This window comes from Luteimonas endophytica (assembly GCF_029887875.1).
Lineage (GTDB): Bacteria > Pseudomonadota > Gammaproteobacteria > Xanthomonadales > Xanthomonadaceae > Luteimonas > Luteimonas endophytica.
Map to the genome: position 1 here is coordinate 248,203 of NZ_JARXRM010000045.1, position 19,685 is coordinate 267,887.

The following is a 19,685-nucleotide window of genomic DNA, read 5'->3' on the forward strand; positions in this document are numbered from 1 at the left end:
AAGGCTCCAGTCCCGCCACGCGCAGCGCCTCGGTGGCCGCGGTCCGCGCGCACCCGTCCCGACAGCCGTCCTAGTAGGGTTCGCGGGCGGCCAGCGCCGCCCGCGCGGCCAGCGCGCAAGGCACGCCCACGGCGAACATGTGCACGGCGATGTTGGCCCACAGGGCCCAGGCCCAGGGCGGCGACTGGTTCGCCGGCGCCGCCGACAGCGGCACCACCACATGGACCATCGCCGCCCACGCCACGATGCCGTAGAGCGCCCCGTAGGCCACCGGTCGCCGAAGCAGTGCCGGCAGCAGCCGCGCCGCGCCTGCGTAGACGTAGGCCATCGCGATGGTGATGCCGAAGTGCGAGAGCAGCCCGAGCAGGGCGGTGGCCCAGCCTCCGGCCACCGCCGCCTCGCGCCCGACCCATCCCGAGCCGATGGCCTGCAGGATCAGCTTCGGGGTCGCGCCTGCGAACGCCCACAGGCTGCAGGCCCAGATCAGGTCGAGCAACCCCGCAACGGCACCGCCGAGCAGGAGCGGCCCGTGGCGCAGGCGGCGGAATGCGAGGGCGGGTTGCAGGGTGGCCATTGGTGCCTCCGGATGGCGGATGCAGCAGTACAGCCGACGGGCGCGACGGACGACAGGGCCACTCCGGCCGCATCGGAGGGAGCCATCCCGGCGCCCGCCTCCGGCCCCGGGGCGGGGCGGCGTCCAGCGCGCGGCGTCGCTGCCGTTAATGGCAGAAGCGGTGCGCAGGCGGCGAGCGGCGTTCGCAGCGCACCCGGGAGCGACGATGGGCGGAAGCTTCTCGATCGACCTGCAGCGTGAGCCCGGCGGCCTGCTGCGCGCCCACGTGCGTGGCGATGCCGGCTATGCCAGCACCGTCGAGTACTGGCGGGCGATCGCCGCCGAGCTGGCGCGGCGCCCGGCCGCGTGCCTGCTGCTGGTCGACGAGCTGACGGGTCCGCCGCTGGCGGCGGCGGAATGGCAGGCCTTGGTGCGCGCGATGTCGGGAACGGCACTGGAGGGCGTCCGGATCGCCCACGTGAAGCCCCATGGCCTCGAACGGGTCGAGCACTGCGAGATCTTCGCGCTCGAGGCCGGCCTGCAGGCGCGGGTTTTCGTCAGCGAACGGGCGGGGGTGCTCTGGCTGCGTTACGGCCCGGAGCCGGAGGGCGAGCCCCCCCCCTGCCGAGCGGACGCCAGGAGCGCGCTAGCGGCCCTTCGGCCGCCGTGCGGTCAGCGTGCGGCTCGGCGATGGCGCGACCCGGAGGGGTGGCGCGGGAAGGCCGGGCCCCGGAGCGCACCGGACCTAGGGCGCGAGCAGTTCGGCGATGTCCACCTCAAGCGCCAGGGCCAGGCGCTCGAGTCCGTCGATGGTGATGTTGGTGACGCACCGCTCCAGTTGCGAGACGTAGGTGCGGTGGAACGACGCCAACTCGGCGAGCTTTTCCTGGCTCAGGCCGTGCTCGGCGCGATAGCGCCTGACATTGGCGGCGATCCGGCGCCGGGCGTCGCCGGGCGCCGGATCTGCTGGCGGTGCGGACATGGCGCCAGAGTCGGACGCCACTGCTTGACAATCTACAGATTAAATATCTACTGTTTATACATCTCATGATGTTTGGCTGCGGGGAAGTCCGCCCCGCTCCCTGCGGAATCCGGGTTCGGACCGGCGCGGGGACGACAGTTCCAGGGAATGGAGGCTGGCCATGGCGATCACTTCGCACCGATCCCCGACATCGCGCCGGATTTCCACGCGTCGCGCCGACCCCGCACCCCGTGGCGTGGCGACACGGTGCTCTTTCTTTGCCGGGCGCGGGGCCATCGCGGCCGTCCAACCCGCGTGGTCAAGGACAAGACCCCTGCCGGCACCCCGCAAATGAATCCCGCAAGGAGGAAAGGACCTACTGCCCCTGGTTCCCCACGGCCATGGTGGGGTCAACCCGACAGCGAATGGAAACTAGAGGATGTCGCCATGCAACTTTGGAACCGACGCTTCACGAAAAACGGCGTTCGAGTGCTTCTTGGCCTGGGCCTGGCCGCCGCTTCCGCCTTGGCCCAGGCCGCCGCTCCGGCCCCCATCTACGAGTGTCCCGGCTGCAGCGCCAGCGGAATGCAAAACGTAGCGCGCTCGGTGGTCAGGACGAAGTATCCCAGCCCGCGCCCGGGAGATGGCGACTACGTCACCGTCTACGATCTCGGCGTCAATAAGATAGCGACCTATTGGGTCGGTTGGTACGAGTCGGTGAGCGGGGCGCCGGGCGAACCATCGCGATACAAATGGCAAGTGTCGGCGGCCACCACGCCGAGCGCCGTGGCCAGCGCGTTCTCGAAACTCCACTCCATCTACGTACAGAACGGAAGATCGCTGATCCTGAACTTCTCCGAGGGTGGTTCGGGTGCGCACGGTGCCAGGGAGTGGAGGGTCCCGGCGCCGCCGGCGGTGTCGGCTCCATCGAACGATGGTGGTGGATGCTGGGAGGTTCGCGGCACCCCAAACGCGTATGACGCGGCCGTGTCGAGCGCGGTCAGAAACGACATCCGCGACTACCTCACGGACCACATCGAAACCAATCACGTGCTCGGCCAGTATCTGTGGGAGGTACTTGCGGCGATCAGGATCTTCAAGAGTCCGTACCACGATGCCTACGACGTACCATTGGTATTCGACTACCGGTTTCTGGACGGGGGGACCATCGCCTATCGATACAACTGGAACTCGCGCAGGCTGGAGCACATCGACAAGACGATCGAGGATTGCGAAGGAAATACCGTTCCCGAGAAGAAAGAGGACATCGACGGCGCGCAATTCAGGATCAGGAGCAGCTATAGCCGGGAGATCTTTTCCGGATATATCGGCGGTTTCGGCGGCACCGTGAGCTTCAGCGGGAGCATGCCGTGGAAGTGTAGCGGCGGCACGACTTCGGATGGGCGCGTCTACGTCACCTGCAACCAGTACTAGGGGGCAAGCAAAATGACTTCCGCGATTTGGTCGTTTCTACTCGGATGGGCGGCATTGTCCTGGGGGATGGCGAGTATCTACTTGCCTGTCAGGGTGGCCGAGACCTTGAACGGACTTGAAACGGACCCATCCCGGGCGGTGGTGGCCATCGTTCCGGTCGCCGTCATGACTCTGGTGGTGGGGTGGCTCACCCGATCTGCCCTCAAGCGGGTCGAGACATCTTCTGGCTGGGAAACGGGCGTTTCTCGCGGCCTTGGTTTCAGCGGCCTGGCACTTTCCGTGATCGGCCTGTTCGTTGCGGCCCTGTTTTCACCGATTTGGGGCGGCTTCTAGCCAATGCGAATGGATCAGCGCGCGCTACGGCTGCGCGCTGGCTCCTTCCGCTGAAGGCCGTGGCAGGCAGCTTCGATTGACTGTTCTACTCGATGGAGCGACACCGGCACCGCGTCCGGAGATCGCTGATTCGGCAGATGACCGTCCGCTGGAGGCGATCCGTGGCGCTCGAGCGCGGGATAGGTCGCGAACAGCTTCAGCACCACGCCGTTGGTCCAGCCGAAGCCGTCCTGCAGCGGATATTCGCCGCCGCCGCCGCCCTCCAGGGCGCCGTCGGCATCGTATTTTTCCACCAGCTTGCGGTCGCGCTCGAAGACGGTCCGCACGTTGGCCAGGAAGCGGCCGGCGATTTCCCGGGCAAGCGCGTCCTCGCCGTGCCGGCGCAGGCCGTCGACGGCGATCCACTGCAGCGGCGCCCAGACGTTGGGGGCGTCCCACTGCTGGCCGGTGTCGACGGTGGTGGTGACCAGGCCGCCCGGCCGCAGCAGTTGTGCGCGCACCGCGGCGGCGGTGCTGCGCGCACGCTCCGGCGAGGCGACGCCGGCATGCAGCGGGAACAGCGCAGCGGCGGTGAGCGCATCGCGCGGTCGGCGCTGCCGCCAGTCGTAGTCCGCGTAGTAGCCGTCCGGGTGCCACAGGTACGCGGCGATCGCCGCCGCACGCTGCACCGCCAGCGCCCTGTAGTCGCGCGCGCAGGCATCATCGCCGGCCCGCGCGCAGGCTTCGGCGATGGTGGCTTCCAGGTGATGGAGCAGGCTGTTGAGGTCCACCGGCACGATGTCCGTGGTGCGAATGGTGTGCAGATGGGTGCCGTCGCCGAGCCAGCGGCTGGAATAATCCCAGCCGCTCTCGGCCCCGGCGCGCAGATCGCGGTACACCTGCGCCGCGGGGCGTTCCGATTCGGCGGCGGTCTCGCGATCCTGCATGAAGGACTCCGGCCGCGGTACCTGCCGGTCGTCCCAGTAGCGGTTCAGCAGGCTGCCGTCGTCCAGCCGCACCACGCGGCGCCCGGCCCGCCCGGGGGCCACGTGACCGGCACCGTCCATCCAGAATGCGTGCTCGCGCCGGAGCTGCGGCAGGTAGCGGACCAGCACCCCGGCGTCGTCGCGCGCTTCCAGCGCCACCATGTGCGAGAAGAACGGCGGTTGCGAGCGGCTGAGGTAGTAGCTGCGGTTGCCGTTGGGAACGTGCCCCCAGGTATCGATCAGGTGGGCGAAGTTGTCGAGCATCTGCCGCGAGAGCGCATCCTGGCCGCTCTCCACCAGCCCCAGCATCGTGAAGTAGGAATCCCAGTAGTACACCTCGCGGAACCGCCCGCCCGGTACGACGTACGGCTGCGGCAGCGGCAGCAGGCTGTCGTGCTCCGCCGGCTGCGGGGTGCGGCGGGTGAGCAGCGGCCACAGCGCGTCGATGTGGGCGCGCAGGCGCTCGTGCCGCGCCACCGCGGTGGCTTCCGCCGGCCGCGGCAGCGAGAAGTTCTCCTCGACGAAGCGCCGCAGCCGGAAGCCCGGCCGGGCGCGGCCCGCGAGATAGGCCGCCTCGATCTGCGCAGGTTCGCGCCGCGGCACCGCATCGGCGAACAGCTTCTGGTCGTCGAACAGCCAGGCGGACTGCACCGCTGCGAACAGCTCCGGGTAGGCGGCATCCGGCGGCACCGGTGGCGACGAGCCGGGTCCCCGCGAGTCCTGCGCGGCCGCACCCGCGGCCGGGAGCATCCCGGCCGTCTCGGATTCTGCGGCTGACCGCTGCTGCGGCGCGCACGCGCCGCACAGCAGCGCCAGCGGCAGCAGCCAGCCGGCGCAGCGGCGCGGCATGGCCGGCGGGTCTGTCAACGGACTGGTCCGGTAGCGCATCGACCGTCTCCTTCTGGCGTCCAGGCAGGCCTGCGGTTGTACCGCGTTTCGCTTGGCCGTGCAGGCGTGCGCGGCGGTCGGCCAGCGATTGTGACCACGGTCAATGTGAGGCGGCGCGAACGTCGCGTACGATCGGCGCGAACCCGGTCGCCGCTGGTTCACAAGTGCTGGTCCGACGCGTCCTTGTCTGTGCAGGCGCGCGGCCTGCGCTCTTGCCGAGGACAGGGAGAACGAAATGATCGAGGCAATCGTGGCTATCGCGAGGAACGAAGAGACCGCCCTCATCCCGGAGGGCGCGAGCGTGGTCCTCAGCGGCGGCGGCGGACAGGCCGACTGCAAGGTCTTCCTGCGCGTCGACCCGGAGCACGTGGGGCCGGCGGGCAGGACCTACCTGCACCTCCGCACCCAGGCGCCGTGGTACGCGATGGAGGAGGTCGAGACCCTGCAATGGTTCGGTTCGCGCCTGGTGCAGACGCCGGTGTTGAGCGTGGAGCGGCTTCGCTAGCAGCGGCCGGCACGGGCGCACCGCACCGTTTCCGTCGCCGCGGGTTCCCCGGCCCGCAATGCTAACGTGTTGCGCGTCATGGGCCCGGCGGGGGAGGGAACCGGTGCAGGAATTCGACGTCGTGCTGCGGGTGGCCGGGGCGACCCTGTTGCTCACCGTGGCGGCGCTGCTGGTGCGCGACGCCGGGCGGGAACGGATCGCCTGGATCTTCCTGGCGCTGGCGCTGGGGCTGTGCGGCTTCCTCGCCGGCAACACGCCGGACGCCGGCCTGAAGCTGTCCGGTGCCGCCGCGGCCGTGGCCAGCGCGTTCAGCGGCACCGCGGCGGTGCCGCTGTGGTGGTTCTGCCTGGCGGTGTTCGACGACGACTTCCGTTTTGGGCCGATCGAGGCCGGCGGCGGCGCGGCCTGGGTACTGATCGCCTTCGTCGACCGGGGCCTGCTGCTCCCGGGCCAGGCCGTGGAGGGACTGAGCTGGGTCCTGGTGACGCTGGGCGCGGGGATGGTCGCGCAGGTCGGCTTCCGCCTGTGGCGCGACCTCGAGGGCGATCTGGTCGAGCGGCGCCGGTGCGCGCGCATGCGGCTGTCTGCGGCCCTCGCCCTGCTGCTGCTGGTGGACCTGGGCGTGGACCTGCTGCTCGGCTTCGCCTGGAAGCCGCTGTGGTTCACGCTGTTGCAGAACGCCGCGATCCTGGCGCTGGCCGCCTGGCTGGCGCATCGCCTGCTGCAGGGCGATGCCGCACCGCTGGCGTTCCGCGGCGGTGCCGGGTTCACCGCCGCGCCGGTGCCGGCGGCGCCCGTGCCGTCGCGGCCGCCCGCCGACGGCCAGGCCGCTGTCGACGACCGGCTGCTGGCGCGGCTCGACGTGCTGATGGAGGTCGAGCGCGTCCACCGCGATCCCGGGCTCAGCTTCGCCGCCTTCGCGGCGCGGATGGGCGCCCCCGAGGCCGAGGTCCGGCGCCTGGTCAACCACCGTCTCGGCGCCCGCCACTTCCGCAGCTTCCTCAACCGCTGGCGCGTGGCGGAGGCGCGGAGGGCTCTGGCCGACCCGGCGCGCGCCGGCGAGAAAATGGTGGCGATCGCCTTCGATGCCGGCTTCGCCTCGCTGGCCTCGTTCAACCGCGCGTTCAAGCACGCCGAAGGGATCGCCCCGAGCGAGTATCGCGCCGCCGCCCTGGAGCGGACCGGCCGGCCGGTGCCGGACACTGCGCAGAACCGCGACGGCAGCGCCGGATCGCGCCTCGAAACCGGGTTCTGAGCAGCGATCCTGCGGCTTTTGAGCAGCCGGGCGGCGCCGCCTACGCCACAATGCGGCGATGGACGCATCTTCCGCCGGACCCGCTTTGCCCGCCGCTGCGCGATGGATGGTGGCGCTGCTCGCCATCGCCGTGTTCGTGTGGCTGGACACCTTTCATCTCGACCTGTTCCGCCAGCTGGCCGGCGCATGGCGGGGTTGGCCGCGCCTGGGTGCGCTGGCGGTGCTGGGCTACGGCCCGCAGCTGCTGGTGCCGCTCGGCCTGGCCGCGCTGCTGGCCGGCCCGGGGCGGGCGCTGGCCGCGCTCGGCCTGCACCGTTCGCCCCTGCGCGCGCTGGCGCTGGCGCTGGCGTGCACCCTGGTGCTGCCCCTCGGCTACGCGGCGATCGCCGGGTTCGCGCCGCCGGAGCGGCCCGTCCTCGAAGCGATGCGCGTCGCGCTGGTGCCTGGCATCGGGGAGGAAGTGCTGTATCGGGCCTTTCTGTTCGGCTTCCTGTTCCGGTTCGCAGGCTGGGGCTTCCTGCCGGCGGCGCTGGTCGGCGCCTTGTTCTTCGGCGCGGCGCATCTCTCCCAGGGCCACGGCTGGAGCGAAGCGGCCGCGATCGCCGCGCTGACCGGCTTCGGTGCGCTCTGGTTCGCCTGGCTGTACGTGGAATGGGACTACGACCTGTGGGTGCCGGTGGTCTTCCACGTGCTGATGAACCTGTACTGGGCGCTGTTCGGCGTCGCCGACGACGCGCTCGGGCCGCTGGCGGCGACGCTGCTGCGCCTGACGGTGGTGGCGCTTTCGGTGGCGGTCACCCTGGCGACCGCGCGCCGCCGCGGCGGCCGCGCGGTCCGCGGGCGCGACTGGCTGTGGCGTGCCGCCGAGCCCCGTCCTCGCCGCCGCCCCTCCCCCGGGTCGGAGCCCGCTTCCGTAGGTGCGGCCCGGAGTCGCGAAGAGCGCAGGCGCGCTCGCCCTAGCGGGCGGTGAGCCCCGGCATCACGGCTTTCCCGCGGATGGCCGATCGCGCGGGTTCTCGCGTGCGCGCCGCCGCTGCTATTCCTCGCCGATGTCCTCGTTCCATACCTCGGGGTTCGCGGCGATCCAGTCGCCCAGCATGCGGATGCAGGTGTCGTCGTTGAGGTCGACCACCTCGATGCCGTGCTCGCGCAGCCACTCGGCGCCGCCCTGGAAGTTCACGGATTCCCCCATCACCACGGCACCGATGCCGAACTGCCGCACCAGGCCGCTGCAGTACCAGCATGGCGCCAGGGTGGTGACCATGATCGTGTCGCGGTAGCCGCGCTGGCGGCCGGCCTTGCGGAACGCGTCGGTCTCGCCGTGCACGGAAGGGTCGCCTTCCTGGACGCGGCGGTTGTGGCCGCGGCCGAGCAGCCGGCCGTCGCGGTGGAACAGCGCCGCGCCGATCGGGATGCCGCCTTCGGCCAGGCCGATGCGGGCTTCTTCGATGGCGGTGTCGAGCATGGCGCGGTAGTCGGGTCTGGAAGGCATGGCGATCGCGTGGGCGGGGCTCGGGCAGTGTGCGGCAAAGCCCCGCAAGGGTCGAGGTCGCAGTAGGCGGCCGGGTCCTCACCAACCCAGGGACGGGGCCGGTTGCGGGTGGCCGGCCGGCCACCGCGCCGTCGGGGTGCGTGCGCCCCCACGGCACCGTGGACGGCGCGGTGCGATAATCGACGCATGAGCGCATCCGACAAGTCCGGCACTACCCATTTCGGCTACCGCGAGGTGCCGTCGATCGACAAGCAGAAGCTGGTCGGGGAGGTGTTCTCCTCGGTGGCCGGCAGCTACGACCTGATGAACGACCTGATGAGCCTGGGCATCCATCGGGTCTGGAAGCGGTATTTCGTCGCCACCGCCCAGGTCAAGCGCGGCGATCGTGTGCTCGACCTGGCCGGCGGTACCGGCGACATCGCCGCGCTGCTGCACGAGCGGGTCGGCGAGGGCGGCGAACTCGTGCTGGGCGACATCAACGGCGCCATGCTGCGCACCGGTCGCGACCGCATGACCGACCGTGGGCTGGTGCGCGGCTTCCGCTACGTGCAGTGCAACGCCGAGGGCCTGCCGTTTCCCGATGCCAGTTTCGATCTGGTCACCATCGCCTTCGGCCTGCGCAACGTCACCGACAAGGAGGCGGCGCTGCGCGAGATGCTGCGGGTGCTGAAGGTGGGCGGACAGGCGCGGGTGCTCGAATTCTCGCGGGTGCGCGCGGACTGGTTCCGGCCGCTGTACGACTTCCACTCCTTCCAGGTGCTGCCGCGGCTGGGCGCGCTGTTCGCCAGGGATGCCGACAGCTACCGCTACCTGGCCGAGTCGATCCGCAGGCATCCGCCGCAGGACGAGCTGAAGGCGATGATGGAGGCCGCCGGCTTCGCGCGCTGCGGCTACCGCAACCTCACCGGCGGCATCGTCGCGATCCACGACGGCTACAAGGTCTGAGCCGTCCGGGCTCAGCCGTCGACCACCTTCAGGCCGATCACGCCGAGCAGGATCAGCGCCAGGCAGGCCAGCCGCGCCGGCGAGGCGCTCTCGCCGAGCGCGACGATGCCCACCACCGCCACCCCCAGTGCGCCGATGCCGACCCAGATCGCGTAGGCGGTGCCGGCGGGCAGGTCCCTGAGTGCCAGGGTCAGCATGACGAAGCTGATCGCCGCGGTGGTCAGCCCGATCGTGGCGGGCCAGAGGCGGGTGAATCCTTCGCTCTGCTTGAGCGCGATCGCCCACACGATCTCCAGCAGCCCGGCGGCGATCAGCAGGGTCCAGGCGAGGGCGGTGGTCGATGGCGTGTGCATGGGCGGTCCGATCGGTCGGGGAAGGGGGTGGTCGTCGCCGAGCGCGTCGATCGCAGTGTAATGGCGCCACGTGGGCGCCATTGCTGGGCACGACGCCATTGCCGTGAATCCGGTCCGCCGAAGGCGATGCCGGGGCTGCGTCCGGACTCAGGCCGCGAACCCCCCGTCCACCGCGATCGCCGCGCCGGTGATGAAGCGCCCACCCTCGCCGGCCAGGTGCGCCACGGTGGCGGCGACGTCGTCCGCATGGCCGTAGTGGCCGAGCGGCAGCGCCTTGCGCTGCAGGTCGGCCAGCTCCGAATCGGCAGGATTCATGTCGGTGTCCACCGGGCCGGGGTGCACCACGTTCGCGGTGATGCCGCGCGGCCCGAGATCCTGCGCCAGCCCCTTGCTCAACCCCGTCAGCGCCGCCTTGCTAGCCGCGTAGACGGTCATGTTGGGGCCGCCGGTGCGTTCGGCCAGGCAGCTGCCGATGTTGATGATGCGTCCGCCGGCGTGCATGTGGCGCGCGGCCGCCTGCGCGGCGACGAAGGAGGCGCGGACGTGGATCGCCATGGTGCGGTCGAAGTCCTCCAGCGACACCTCGTCCAGCGCCTGATAGGGAAAGATGCCGGCATTGTTCACCAGGACATCGATCCGTCCGAGCACGGCCACGGTGCGCTCGACGGCCTCGGCGACCGCCCGTGGGTCGGCGCTGTCGGCGGCGATCGCCAGCCCCCTGCGCCCGGCCGCCTCGATCGCGGCCACCACGTCGCCGGCCTGCCGCGCCGAAGTGACGTAGGTGAGCGCCACGTCGGCTCCGTCGCGTGCCAGCCGCCTGGCGATCGCCGCGCCGATGCCGCGGCTGCCGCCCGTGACCAGGGCCACCTTGCCGGCCAGGTTCGTCATCGTTCCTCTCCTTTGTGTACCGAATGGTAGGTAAATGATGCCGGCTTGATCGTGCCGGTCAAGATGTTTATGTTCGAATCGGTATGAAATTGAGCGTTCCATGAGCCCGCGGGGCCGCCCCCGCGGTTTCGACCGCGACGCCGCACTGCGCGCCGCGGTGCACGTTTTCTGGGAGCGCGGCTACGAGGGCGCCTCGATCGCAGAGCTTTGCGCCGCGATGGGCATCAACCGCCCGAGCCTGTATGCGGCCTTCGGCGACAAGGAAGCGCTGTTCGCCGAAGCGGTGGCGCGGTACGAAGGGGAAGAGAACGCCACCGCACGGGCGCTGCGCGAGCAGCCGACGGCGCGCGCGGCGGTGGAGGCGATGCTGCGAGACAACGCCGACGCCTACTGCGATCCGGCCACGCCGCGCGGATGCCTGGTGGTGACCTCCGCGGTCGGCTGTGCGCCCGAGCGCGCGGCGGTGCGGGCGCGCCTGGCCGCCAGCCAGCGGGCGGTGTCCGAGGCGCTGTCGCGCCGCCTGCGGCGCGCGGTCGAGACCGGCGAGCTGCCGGCCGGGGTCGATGTCGCCGCGCTGGCCGGCTACTACGATGCCCTGCTGCAGGGCCTGTCCCTGCAGGCGCGCGCCGGCGCCTCGCGCCGGCGCCTGCAGCGGATCGTCGATCATGCGATGCACGCCTGGGACGCCGTTGCGGGCCCGTAGCCGCAGGCGGCGTGGGCGCGGCATCGCCGCGGCCGAGATGGGGCGGTTCCGCGCAGCGGCGCTTTTCCGGACCGGCACCCCGGGTTTCCCGGGGAACGTTAAACTCGCAGGCCCGATCCGCCGAGGATTTGTCCTGTCATGCGCTTTCCCCCGATCCGAGCAGGCCGCCCGACCCTCCTCATGGCGCTGCCGCTGCTGGCGTTGCTGGCGGTTGGCTGCCAGCGCGAGCCGACGCCCGAAGCGTCCACCCCGATTCCCAGCAAGGAGGCCGCCGTGGCAGCCGCCGACCGCGACGAGCATTCCTACGCCGAGCCCGACAAGGTGGTCGTCGCCGATCTGGCGCTGGATCTCGACCTCGATTTCGACAGCCGCACCCTGGCCGGTACCGCCACCTACACGCTGGAGTGGAAGGCCGAGGATGCGGGCCAGCTGGTGCTGGACACGCGCGACCTCGCGATCGAACGGGTCGAAGGCGAAACCGGCGGTGCCTGGCAGCCCCTGCAGCACACCCTCGAGCCCGCCGACGAACTGCTCGGCAGCCGCCTGGTGATCGAGACGCCGGAGCGCAACGCCCGGGTGCGCGTGACCTACCGCACCTCGCCGCAGGCCTCCGGACTGCAGTGGCTGGAGCCGTCGATGACCGAGGGCGGCGAGCTGCCCTTCATGTTCAGCCAGTCGCAGGCGATCCACGCGCGCAGCTGGGTGCCGCTGCAGGACACGCCGTCGGTGCGCTACACCTACAGCGCCACGGTGCGCTCGCGGCCCGACGTGATGGTGCTGATGAGCGCCGACAACGATCCGGCGGCGGCGCGCGACGGAGAGTACAGCTTCAGCATGCCGCAGAAGATCCCGTCCTACCTGATGGCGATCGCCGCCGGCGACCTGGTGTTCAAGCCGATCTCCGGACGCGCCGGGGTGTGGGCCGAGCCCGCCACCGTGGACGCCGCGGTGGAGGAGTTCGCCGACACCGAGGAAATGATCCGCACCACCGAGCAGCTGTACGGGCCTTACCGCTGGGAGCGCTACGACCTGCTGATCCTGCCGCCTTCGTTCCCGTTCGGCGGCATGGAGAACCCGCGGCTGTCGTTCATCACCCCCACGGTCATCGTCGGCGACAAGTCGCTGGTCTCGTTGATCGCCCACGAGCTGGCGCACAGCTGGTCGGGCAACCTGGTCACCAATGCGAGCTGGAAGGACATGTGGCTCAACGAGGGATTCACCTCGTACGTCGAGAACCGCATCGTCGAGGCGCTGTACGGCCAGGAGTTCGCCGACATGGAGTTCGTGATCGCGCGCGAGGGGCTGCAGGAGGCCCTGGCCGACACGCCCGCGGAGCTGCAGGTGCTGGCGGTGCGCCCGGGCGATGCGCGCGACCCCGACGATACCTTCGGCGCGGTGGCCTACGACAAGGGCGCCTGGTTCCTGCAGTTCCTCGAAGAGCGGTTCGGCCGCGAAACGCTCGATGCGTTCCTGCGCGGCTACTTCGACACGTTCGCGTTCCAGAGCATTTCCACCGCCACCTTCGTCGAGTATCTGAAGGCGGAGCTGCTGCCGAAGAAGCCGGATGCGGCGACCATGGCCGAGATCGAGGAATGGCTGTACGAACCCGGCATCCCGGCTTCGGCGCCGATGGTGCTCTCGCCGCGGCTGGGGCTGGTGGACTCGGCACGGCTGGCCTGGCTGGGGAGTGCGCAACTGCCGCCGGAGGCGATGACCTCGGCCTGGACCACCCAGGAGTGGATCCACTTCCTCGAGGGGATGCCCGAGACGCTGACCCAGGAGCAGATGTCGCAGCTCGATACCGCCTACGCGTTCACCGGCACCGCCAACGGCGAACTGGCGATGCGCTGGTACCCGCTGGCGGTGCGCAGCGGGTACGCGATCGCGTTCGAACCGATGAACGAGTTCCTGCGCAGGATCGGCCGGCGCAAGCTGGTCATGCCGGTGTACGAGGCGCTGGCGCAGACCGAGGAAGGGCTGGCGCTGGCGCGCAGCGCGCTGCGGGTGGCGCGGCCGGGCTACCACCCGATCACCACCGCCTCGGTGGAGAAGACCCTGGACGAGGCCAGGCCGGCCCCCGGGTCGCGGGCCACGCCCGCCGCGCCCGTGGCCGAACCCGAGGATGGCGATGCGGCCGAGTCTCCCGACGCGCGAGCGCCCGACGACGCCCCGCCGGCCGGCTGATCCGGTGCGGGTGCCGGTCGCGAGCGCCGTCGCGGGCGCCGCACTGGCCGCGGCGGGCGCCGTCGCGATCGGGATCGCGCTGTGGCGCGATCCGTGGCGGCTGGTGCGCGCCGAGTACGCGCGCCAGCGCCGCGCGCTCGGCCTGCGCCGCCGCAGCCGCGTCATCGACGGCCTGCGCTGGACCTGGGCGGAGGGCGATCCGGCGCAGGCGGGCGCGCCCACCCTGCTGATGCTGCACGGCTACACCGGCAGCAAGGAGAACTGGTACCGGCTGGCCGCGCGGCTGCGCGGCCGCTACCGGCTGCTGATCCCCGACCTGCCCGGGTGGGGCGACAGCCAGCGCCGCGCCGACGGCGACCACGGCTATGCGGCCGAGGCGGCGATGGTGGCGGGCTTCGCGCGCGCCGTGACGGCTGGGCCGGTGGTGCTGCTGGGGCATTCCATGGGCGGCGGGATCGCCGCGGTGCTGGCGGCGCGTCACCCGGAGCTGGTCGCGCGGCTGGTGCTGCTGGACGCCTCGGGCGTGGAATTCGGCGAGAACCGCTTCGGGCTGGAGGTGCTCGACGGGGGCAACCCGTTCCGGGTCGACGACGCCGCATCGCTGGAGCGCTACCTGACCCTGCTGTTCCACCAGCGTTCGGCGCGGCCGCCGATCCCGTGGCCGGCCGCCCACGCGGTGATCGCCTTCCGTCGCCGCCAGGCCGGATTCGAACAGTCGGTCCTCGACCGGATCGGCCGCGGACCCGAACGCTTCCTGCCCGGCGAGGAGGCGGCGCGGATCCGGCAGCCCACGCTGCTGGTCTGGGGCGCGCACGACCGGGTGATCGACCCGAGCGCGCTGGAGATGTTCGGCGCGCGCATCCCCCATGCCCGCCGGCTGCTGCTCGACGGCAGCGGCCACATGGCCCTGATGGAACAACCCGACGCCGTCGCCGCCGCGGTGACGGCCCTGATCGAGGAGGCACCCGCATGATTCCCCGCAACCTGGTCCTTGCCCTCATGCTGTCGACGCTGGCGCTGGGCGCCTGCGGCGATCCCGAAGCCGAGGCGCAGGCACGCGCCGCGGCCCAGGCCGCCGCCGCCGAACGGGAGGCCGGCGAGGCCGCCGCCGGTTTCGACGCGGCGGTGGCGGAGCAGAACTGGGCTCTGGCCAAGGCCCAGGCCGACGTGCTGCTGGCGCGCTGGCCCGACACCGAGGTCGCCGCCCGGGTGCGCGGCGAGTTCGGCGCGGTGAAGGCGAAGGCGGATGCGATCCGCGAGGACGCGCGCGCCGCCGCGCTGTGGCAGTACAACGTGCAGGAAGTGGAGGGCGGACAGCAGCGCTCGGCGGCGATCTACGCCCGGGAGGACGTCGACACCGACGGCAGCGGCGCCAGGCAGGTGCGGCTGATCTTCCGCGACCACCCGTCCTGGGGCCGCAGCGCCTACCTGGTGCTGCAGGCCGGGGACTTCGCCTGCGGCCGCGCCTGCCGCGTGCCGGTGAGCGTGGACGACGGCGAGCCGCGGCGGATGGCCGCCAACCGCCCCGACACCGACGAGGCGATCGCCATGTTCATCGAGGACGAGGCCGCGCTGTGGGCGATGACCGCAGGCGCGAAGACCCTGGCGATCGAGTTCCCGGTCGAGGCCGGCGGCACCCGTACCGCGGTGTTCGAGGTCGCCGGCCTGGACCGCGCGCGCATGCCCGGCTGGGATTGAGGTCGGGACGCCGTGGCCACGACCACGACGCGATCGATGTCCGAGCCGCCGCGCTGAGCCTGCCAAGGGTGCGGTAGCTCGGCGGATCGGGGGAGCAGAAGGCATCGGGCCGTCCACCCGCGACGGCCCGATCGGAAGACAGCACTCAAGCGAGGGCTGTCGCCCTTCCCTGCCGTTGCCGGAGGGCAGTCGGTGCCTTAGGGAGGAGTGCAGCCAATGCTAACCAGGCAGGCAATCCTCTCCGACTCGCATTGGCCCCAATCTCCGTTGGCCACGCATTGCTGATAATAGTAGTTGCACCAATACCGATCTTCTTCCGAGCATGCGGCATAGACTGACGAGGACAGCACGAGACCGAAAATCACGCCGGAAACGATCTTCTTCGCGTTCAGTTTCATCTTCCTTTTCCTCTCTTCAGCGCGCCTCCATCTAGAGGCGAGAAGACAGTAACGGGAAGCTGGAGGGTTGGTCTGGACGATCGTCACAGTCTGGCTGGAGCGGAGTATCCGCGCTGACGGTTGTGCGGCGCTATCAGGCATTGCTACAGCGCATAGCCGAACTGCTGGCGGAACTGGCTGGCGAAGTCGTCGTAGTCGAAGCGCTGGTTCTGGGTGCCGGGGTGCTCGACCTTCAGTGCGCCCATCAGGTTGCCGATCCGGCCGGTGGTCATCCAGTCGTAGCCGCCGGTGATGCCGAAGATCAAGCCGGCGCGAAACGCGTCGCCGCAGCCGGTGGGGTCGGTGACGCGGCGCTCGTGCGCGGGGGGGATGTCGTAGACCTTGTCGCCGGTGCGGATGATCGCGCCCTTGGGCCCGCGGGTGGCGATGTAGGCCTTCACCCGTCCGGCGATCTGTTCCTCGCTCCAGCCGGTGCGCTCCTGCAGCAGGTTGGATTCGTAGTCGTTGACGGTGACGTAGTCGGCCCTGTCGATGAAGGCCCGCAGCTCCTGGCCGTTGAACAGCGGCATCGCCTGGCCCGGGTCGAAGATGAAGGGAATGCCCGCCTCGGCGAACTCTTCCGCATTCTGCAGCATGCCCTCGCGGCCGTCGGGGCTGACGATGCCGAACTCGACGCCCTCGACCTGCTTCACGTGGTTCTCGTAGCTGCGCATCATCGCTCCCGGGTGGAAAGCGGTGATCTGGTTGTTGTCGTGGTCGGTGGTGATGAACGCCTGCGGGGTGAACAGCTCGTCGATCACCTTCACCTGGTCCAAGCGGATCTCCATCTCCTCGAACCATTCCCGGTAGGGCCCGAAATCCTGGCCGACGGTGGCCATCGGTACCGGTTCGCCCCCCAGCAGCTTGAGGTTGTAGGCGATGTTGCCCGCGCAGCCGCCGAACTCGCGGCGCATCCGCGGCACCAGGAACGACACGTTCAGGATGTGCACCTTGTCCGGGAGGATGTGGTTCTTGAACTGGTCGGGGAACACCATGATGGTGTCGTAGGCCAGGGAACCGCAGATCAGGACGGACATCGGCAAGGGCTCGGTCTGCACAAAAGACCGCTAGGGTAGCGGCCGGGGGCGGAGGAGGCCAGACGACCCTCCCGGGGCGGAACGGGGCGCTGGCCGGCAGCCGCGCCGGGGGCGGCCCGCGGAACCGCGGCGGGGCATGCGATGCGAAGCCGCTCGCGTGCTGGGAGCGGCGGAAGCCGCGACCTCCGCCGCTTCCACGGTTGCGCCTACGCCGGGTGGCGGCCCGAGCTCCCCGCGGATCCCGCCCGTCGCCGTCCCGCCCACCTGCGGCCGGGTGCCTGCCGGACCCGCCGCTTCGGCCACCACGCCCAGCCCCTTTTTGCTAGGCTTGTCGCCCCCTTTGCCCCCTGCATGGCGCGCTCCGCGCCCGCCCCCTGACGGACCCCGATCCCCGATGTTCAAGAAGTTCCGCGGCCTGTTCTCCAACGACCTGTCCATCGACCTGGGCACGGCCAACACCCTCATCTTCGTCCGCGGCCAGGGGATCGTGCTCAACGAGCCCTCGGTGGTGGCGGTACGCCAGGACCGCGCCGGCGGCCACAAGGCGGTGGCGGCGGTCGGCAGCGAGGCCAAGCAGATGCTCGGCCGGACCCCCGGCAACATCACCACCCACCGGCCGATGAAGGACGGGGTGATCGCCGACTTCACCTACACCGAGGAGATGCTCAAGCACTTCATCCGCAAGGTCCACAAGTCGCGCTTCCTCCGGCCCAGCCCGCGGGTGCTGATCTGCGTGCCATGCGGCTCGACCCAGGTGGAGAAGCGCGCGATCAAGGACTCGGCGATGGAGGCTGGCGCCCGCGACGTCTCGCTGATCGAGGAGCCGATGGCCGCGGCGATCGGCGCCGGCATGCCGGTCACCGAAGCGCGCGGCTCGATGGTGGTGGACATCGGCGGCGGCACCACCGAGGTCGCGGTGATCGCGCTCAACGGCATCGTCTACTCGCAGTCGGTGCGCATCGGCGGCGACCGCTTCGACGAGTCGATCATCAACTACGTGCGCCGCAACCACGGCATGCTGATCGGCGAGTCCACCGCGGAGCGGATCAAGCTGGAGATCGGCTGCGCCTACCCGCAGGAGCGCAACGTCGAGATGGAGGTCTCCGGCCGGCACCTGGCCGAGGGCGTTCCGAAGATGATCAAGATCGGCTCCACCGAGGTGCTGGACGCGCTGCGCGAGCCGCTGGCCGGCATCGTCGAGGCGATCAAGCAGGCGCTGGAGCAGACCCCACCGGAGCTGTGCGCCGACGTGGCCGAACGCGGCATCGTGCTGACCGGCGGCGGCGCGCTGCTGCGCGATCTGGACCGCCTGATCAGCGAAGAGACCGGCCTCCACGTGCAGGTCGCCGAGGACCCACTGACCTGCGTGGCCCGGGGCGGCGGGCGCGCGCTGGAACTGCTCGACATGCACGGCAACGAGTTCTTCACCGCCGAATAGCGGGCAACATGACGCCGGTGCGGTCGCGCAGGGGGCGGCCGCGGCGGGGAATACGGCACCACGGCGGCGGTTTGCGCCGGCGCGAACATCGGCCACACTGTGGCGTGCCGCGCGCCCATCCGACATCACTCTTCTTTCCGATCCCCTGACGTGCCCTCCTACGCCAGTCCCGCCGCGTCCCGCCCCGGCGATGTCGCCGGCACCCTGCGGCTGCTGGCCTACCTGGCGATCGCCATCGCCCTGATCGTCGCCGACCACCGCGGCGACTGGCTGGACCGGGCGCGCGGCTACGCTTCGGTGGCGATGCAGCCGATCTGGTGGCTGGCCGGGCTGCCCTCGCGGCTGGGCCGCAACGTGCGCGAGGACGCGGTGACCCGCTCGCTGCTGGCCGAGGACAACCGCCGCCTGCGCAACGAGCTGTTGATCAGCCGGGCCCGCCTGGCGCGGCTGCAGGTGGCGGCCGCCGAGAACGCCCGCCTGCGCGGGCTGCTCGGATCGGCCGAGCGGGGCGGCCTCGACGTTCGCCTGGCCCCGATCCTGGACGTCGACCTCGATCCTACCCGCCAGCGCCTGATGCTCAGCGCCGGCACCCGGCAGGGCGTGGTCGCAGGGCAGTGCGTGATCGACGCCGGCGGCGTGGTGGGGCAGATCATCGAGACCACCCCTACCACCGCCACGGTGCTGCTGCTGACCGACCCGGACCACGCGATCCCGGTGGTGGTGGCGCGCACCGGGGTGCGGCTGGTTGTCTATGGCCAGGGCCGCAGCGACCGCCTGCGGGTGCCCAACGTGCCGCTGTCGAGCGACGTCGAAATCGGCGACGAGCTGGTGACCTCGGGTCTGGGCGGGCGCTTTCCCCCGGGGTTTCCGGTCGGCCGCATCGCCGCGCTCGAGCCGGACGACAGCCGCGCCTTCCTGGTCGGCGACGTCGTGCCGGCGGCGCGCCTGGACCGCGGCCGCGACGTGCTGTTGCTGCACGAGAACCTCGCGCCGGGCCTTGGCGACCGGGCGTCGATGCGGCCGCCCGACGCTGCGGAGCCCGGCGCCGGTGCGCCGCGCGCCGCGGTGGTGGAGCCGCCCCCGCCTGGCACCCCCGGCGTACCGCCGGAACCGCCCCCGGGGGAGGACAGGCCATGAGGCGCCCGGCCCGCGCCTGGCTGCTGCCGCTCAGCGTGCTGGTCGCGCTGCTGCTGGGCCTGCTGCCTCTGCCGGAGGCGCTGCAGCCGTTCCGGCCCTATTGGCTGGCGCTGGTGGTGGCGTACTGGGTGATCGAGGACAACGACCGCGCTGGACTGGGCCTGGCGTTCAGCGTCGGCCTGATCGGCGACCTCGCCTTCGGCGGGCTGCTCGGCGAGCAGGCCCTGCGGCTGACGGTGATGGCCTTCATCCTGCAGCGGTTCCGCAACCAGCTGCGTTTCTTCCCCCTGGCCCAGCAGGCGCTGGCGATCGGCGGGTTGCTGCTCAACGACCGGGTGGTGGCCGCGGCGATCCACATCGCCCTGGGCGAGCCGCAGCTGCCGTGGATGTTCTGGCTGGCGCCGGTGCTGGGGATGCTGCTGTGGGCGCCGCTGTACCTGCTGCTGGACGCGCTGTCGCGCTCGCGGCGGGCCCGCTGA

Annotated in this window: 20 protein-coding genes and 1 pseudogene; 13 read left to right on the forward strand and 8 right to left on the reverse strand. The window is 71.0% G+C overall.

All coding sequences use genetic code 11. The features are described 5' to 3' along the window. Nucleotides 1-70 precede the first annotated feature (70 nt). The 3 genes from QFW77_RS17015 to QFW77_RS17025 all read right to left on the reverse strand — a co-directional run bounded on the left by QFW77_RS17015 (nt 71) and on the right by QFW77_RS17025 (nt 1,535). Nucleotides 71-574: a hypothetical protein gene (locus QFW77_RS17015; protein WP_280576001.1), complete on the reverse strand. Its 504-nt coding sequence runs from the start codon at nt 572-574 to the stop codon at nt 71-73. Nucleotides 575-719: 145 nt separating this feature from the next. Further along, nucleotides 720-1,064, reverse strand: coding sequence for a hypothetical protein (locus tag QFW77_RS17020; protein ID WP_280576002.1), 345 nt, complete (start codon nt 1,062-1,064; stop codon nt 720-722). A gap of 234 nt (nt 1,065-1,298) precedes the next feature. Continuing rightward, nucleotides 1,299-1,535, reverse strand: coding sequence for a helix-turn-helix domain-containing protein (locus QFW77_RS17025; protein ID WP_280576003.1), 237 nt, complete (start codon nt 1,533-1,535; stop codon nt 1,299-1,301). A gap of 426 nt (nt 1,536-1,961) precedes the next feature. On the opposite strand from QFW77_RS17025, the gene QFW77_RS17030 reads away from it, so the two are divergent. Then, the gene (locus tag QFW77_RS17030; RefSeq protein WP_280576004.1) at nt 1,962-2,948 is read left to right on the forward strand and encodes a hypothetical protein; all 987 of its coding nucleotides are present in this window, start codon (nt 1,962-1,964) and stop codon (nt 2,946-2,948) included. 12 nt (nt 2,949-2,960) lie between these two features. Next, on the forward strand, nt 2,961-3,281 hold the full coding sequence (locus tag QFW77_RS17035; protein WP_280576005.1) for a hypothetical protein: 321 nt from the start codon (nt 2,961-2,963) through the stop codon (nt 3,279-3,281). A gap of 152 nt (nt 3,282-3,433) precedes the next feature. On the opposite strand, the pseudogene treA reads toward QFW77_RS17035, so the two are convergent. Next, nucleotides 3,434-4,996 (reverse strand): annotated as a pseudogene (treA, locus tag QFW77_RS17040) (alpha,alpha-trehalase TreA); the annotation flags it as partial. Nucleotides 4,997-5,384: 388 nt separating this feature from the next. On the opposite strand from treA, the gene QFW77_RS17045 reads away from it, so the two are divergent. From QFW77_RS17045 to QFW77_RS17055, 3 genes are all read left to right on the forward strand, one after another. Beyond that, nucleotides 5,385-5,639: a hypothetical protein gene (locus QFW77_RS17045; protein WP_280576006.1), complete on the forward strand. Its 255-nt coding sequence runs from the start codon at nt 5,385-5,387 to the stop codon at nt 5,637-5,639. Nucleotides 5,640-5,742: 103 nt separating this feature from the next. Beyond that, nucleotides 5,743-6,894, forward strand: a complete 1,152-nt coding sequence (locus QFW77_RS17050) for a helix-turn-helix domain-containing protein (protein ID WP_280576008.1) — start codon at nt 5,743-5,745, stop codon at nt 6,892-6,894. A 58-nt stretch (nt 6,895-6,952) separates the two neighbouring features. Then, nucleotides 6,953-7,864 carry a CPBP family intramembrane glutamic endopeptidase gene (locus QFW77_RS17055; RefSeq protein WP_280576009.1) on the forward strand — a complete coding sequence of 304 codons (912 nt, stop codon included), beginning with the start codon at nt 6,953-6,955 and terminating at the stop codon, nt 7,862-7,864. 66 nt (nt 7,865-7,930) lie between these two features. Here the strand turns inward: QFW77_RS17055 and QFW77_RS17060 are convergent, their stop codons facing one another. Next, on the reverse strand, nt 7,931-8,386 hold the full coding sequence (locus tag QFW77_RS17060) for a nucleoside deaminase (protein ID WP_280576010.1): 456 nt from the start codon (nt 8,384-8,386) through the stop codon (nt 7,931-7,933). A gap of 186 nt (nt 8,387-8,572) precedes the next feature. Here QFW77_RS17060 and ubiE point away from each other — a divergent pair, with 186 nt between their 5' ends. Further along, a complete protein-coding gene (gene ubiE, locus QFW77_RS17065) occupies nt 8,573-9,331 on the forward strand; it encodes a bifunctional demethylmenaquinone methyltransferase/2-methoxy-6-polyprenyl-1,4-benzoquinol methylase UbiE (protein WP_280576011.1) in 759 nt (252 codons plus the stop codon). An 11-nt stretch (nt 9,332-9,342) separates the two neighbouring features. Here the strand turns inward: ubiE and QFW77_RS17070 are convergent, their stop codons facing one another. After that, a complete protein-coding gene (locus QFW77_RS17070) occupies nt 9,343-9,684 on the reverse strand; it encodes a DMT family transporter (protein ID WP_280576012.1) in 342 nt (113 codons plus the stop codon). Nucleotides 9,685-9,831: 147 nt separating this feature from the next. Then, the gene (locus QFW77_RS17075) at nt 9,832-10,572 is read right to left on the reverse strand and encodes a 3-oxoacyl-ACP reductase family protein (RefSeq protein WP_280576013.1); all 741 of its coding nucleotides are present in this window, start codon (nt 10,570-10,572) and stop codon (nt 9,832-9,834) included. 100 nt (nt 10,573-10,672) lie between these two features. Here QFW77_RS17075 and QFW77_RS17080 point away from each other — a divergent pair, with 100 nt between their 5' ends. The 4 genes from QFW77_RS17080 (at nt 10,673) to QFW77_RS17095 (ending at nt 15,157) form a co-directional block, all read left to right on the forward strand. After that, on the forward strand, nt 10,673-11,275 hold the full coding sequence (locus tag QFW77_RS17080) for a TetR/AcrR family transcriptional regulator (protein WP_280576015.1): 603 nt from the start codon (nt 10,673-10,675) through the stop codon (nt 11,273-11,275). Between the two features lie 180 nt (nt 11,276-11,455). Beyond that, nucleotides 11,456-13,459, forward strand: a complete 2,004-nt coding sequence (locus QFW77_RS17085) for a M1 family metallopeptidase (protein ID WP_280576016.1) — start codon at nt 11,456-11,458, stop codon at nt 13,457-13,459. A 4-nt stretch (nt 13,460-13,463) separates the two neighbouring features. Beyond that, nucleotides 13,464-14,432: an alpha/beta fold hydrolase gene (locus QFW77_RS17090; RefSeq protein WP_280576017.1), complete on the forward strand. Its 969-nt coding sequence runs from the start codon at nt 13,464-13,466 to the stop codon at nt 14,430-14,432. Beyond that, nucleotides 14,429-15,157: a hypothetical protein gene (locus tag QFW77_RS17095; protein ID WP_280576018.1), complete on the forward strand. Its 729-nt coding sequence runs from the start codon at nt 14,429-14,431 to the stop codon at nt 15,155-15,157. The genes QFW77_RS17090 and QFW77_RS17095 overlap by 4 nt, the downstream gene beginning before the upstream one ends. Nucleotides 15,158-15,698: 541 nt before the next feature. On the opposite strand, the gene QFW77_RS17100 is transcribed toward QFW77_RS17095, so the two are convergent. Further along, entirely contained in the window at nt 15,699-16,631 is a 933-nt protein-coding gene (locus QFW77_RS17100; RefSeq protein WP_280576019.1) for a carbohydrate kinase family protein, read from the reverse strand. Between the two features lie 394 nt (nt 16,632-17,025). On the opposite strand from QFW77_RS17100, the gene QFW77_RS17105 reads away from it, so the two are divergent. From QFW77_RS17105 to mreD, 3 genes are all read left to right on the forward strand, one after another. After that, complete coding sequence (locus QFW77_RS17105) at nt 17,026-18,069, forward strand: rod shape-determining protein (protein WP_180678950.1); 1,044 nt, start codon at nt 17,026-17,028, stop codon at nt 18,067-18,069. A 150-nt stretch (nt 18,070-18,219) separates the two neighbouring features. After that, entirely contained in the window at nt 18,220-19,206 is a 987-nt protein-coding gene (gene mreC, locus QFW77_RS17110) for a rod shape-determining protein MreC (protein WP_425603371.1), read from the forward strand. Beyond that, nucleotides 19,203-19,685, forward strand: a complete 483-nt coding sequence (gene mreD, locus QFW77_RS17115) for a rod shape-determining protein MreD (RefSeq protein WP_280576020.1) — start codon at nt 19,203-19,205, stop codon at nt 19,683-19,685. Before mreC ends, mreD begins: the two co-directional genes overlap by 4 nt.

What these genes read in the sequence shown, in the direction of transcription:
- QFW77_RS17035 (WP_280576005.1), top strand. Translation starts at nt 2,961, where the DNA reads ATGACTTCCGCGATTTGGTCGTTTCTACTCGGATGGGCGGCATTGTCC.
- QFW77_RS17070 (WP_280576012.1), bottom strand. Translation starts at nt 9,684, where the DNA reads ATGCACACGCCATCGACCACCGCCCTCGCCTGGACCCTGCTGATCGCC.
- QFW77_RS17100 (WP_280576019.1), bottom strand. Translation starts at nt 16,631, where the DNA reads ATGTCCGTCCTGATCTGCGGTTCCCTGGCCTACGACACCATCATGGTG.
- QFW77_RS17060 (WP_280576010.1), bottom strand. Translation starts at nt 8,386, where the DNA reads ATGCCTTCCAGACCCGACTACCGCGCCATGCTCGACACCGCCATCGAA.
- QFW77_RS17085 (WP_280576016.1), top strand. Translation starts at nt 11,456, where the DNA reads ATGGCGCTGCCGCTGCTGGCGTTGCTGGCGGTTGGCTGCCAGCGCGAG.
- QFW77_RS17030 (WP_280576004.1), top strand. Translation starts at nt 1,962, where the DNA reads ATGCAACTTTGGAACCGACGCTTCACGAAAAACGGCGTTCGAGTGCTT.
- ubiE (WP_280576011.1), top strand. Translation starts at nt 8,573, where the DNA reads ATGAGCGCATCCGACAAGTCCGGCACTACCCATTTCGGCTACCGCGAG.
- QFW77_RS17055 (WP_280576009.1), top strand. Translation starts at nt 6,953, where the DNA reads ATGGACGCATCTTCCGCCGGACCCGCTTTGCCCGCCGCTGCGCGATGG.
- QFW77_RS17095 (WP_280576018.1), top strand. Translation starts at nt 14,429, where the DNA reads ATGATTCCCCGCAACCTGGTCCTTGCCCTCATGCTGTCGACGCTGGCG.
- QFW77_RS17075 (WP_280576013.1), bottom strand. Translation starts at nt 10,572, where the DNA reads ATGACGAACCTGGCCGGCAAGGTGGCCCTGGTCACGGGCGGCAGCCGC.
- QFW77_RS17015 (WP_280576001.1), bottom strand. Translation starts at nt 574, where the DNA reads ATGGCCACCCTGCAACCCGCCCTCGCATTCCGCCGCCTGCGCCACGGG.
- QFW77_RS17105 (WP_180678950.1), top strand. Translation starts at nt 17,026, where the DNA reads ATGTTCAAGAAGTTCCGCGGCCTGTTCTCCAACGACCTGTCCATCGAC.
- mreD (WP_280576020.1), top strand. Translation starts at nt 19,203, where the DNA reads ATGAGGCGCCCGGCCCGCGCCTGGCTGCTGCCGCTCAGCGTGCTGGTC.
- QFW77_RS17080 (WP_280576015.1), top strand. Translation starts at nt 10,673, where the DNA reads ATGAGCCCGCGGGGCCGCCCCCGCGGTTTCGACCGCGACGCCGCACTG.
- QFW77_RS17025 (WP_280576003.1), bottom strand. Translation starts at nt 1,535, where the DNA reads ATGTCCGCACCGCCAGCAGATCCGGCGCCCGGCGACGCCCGGCGCCGG.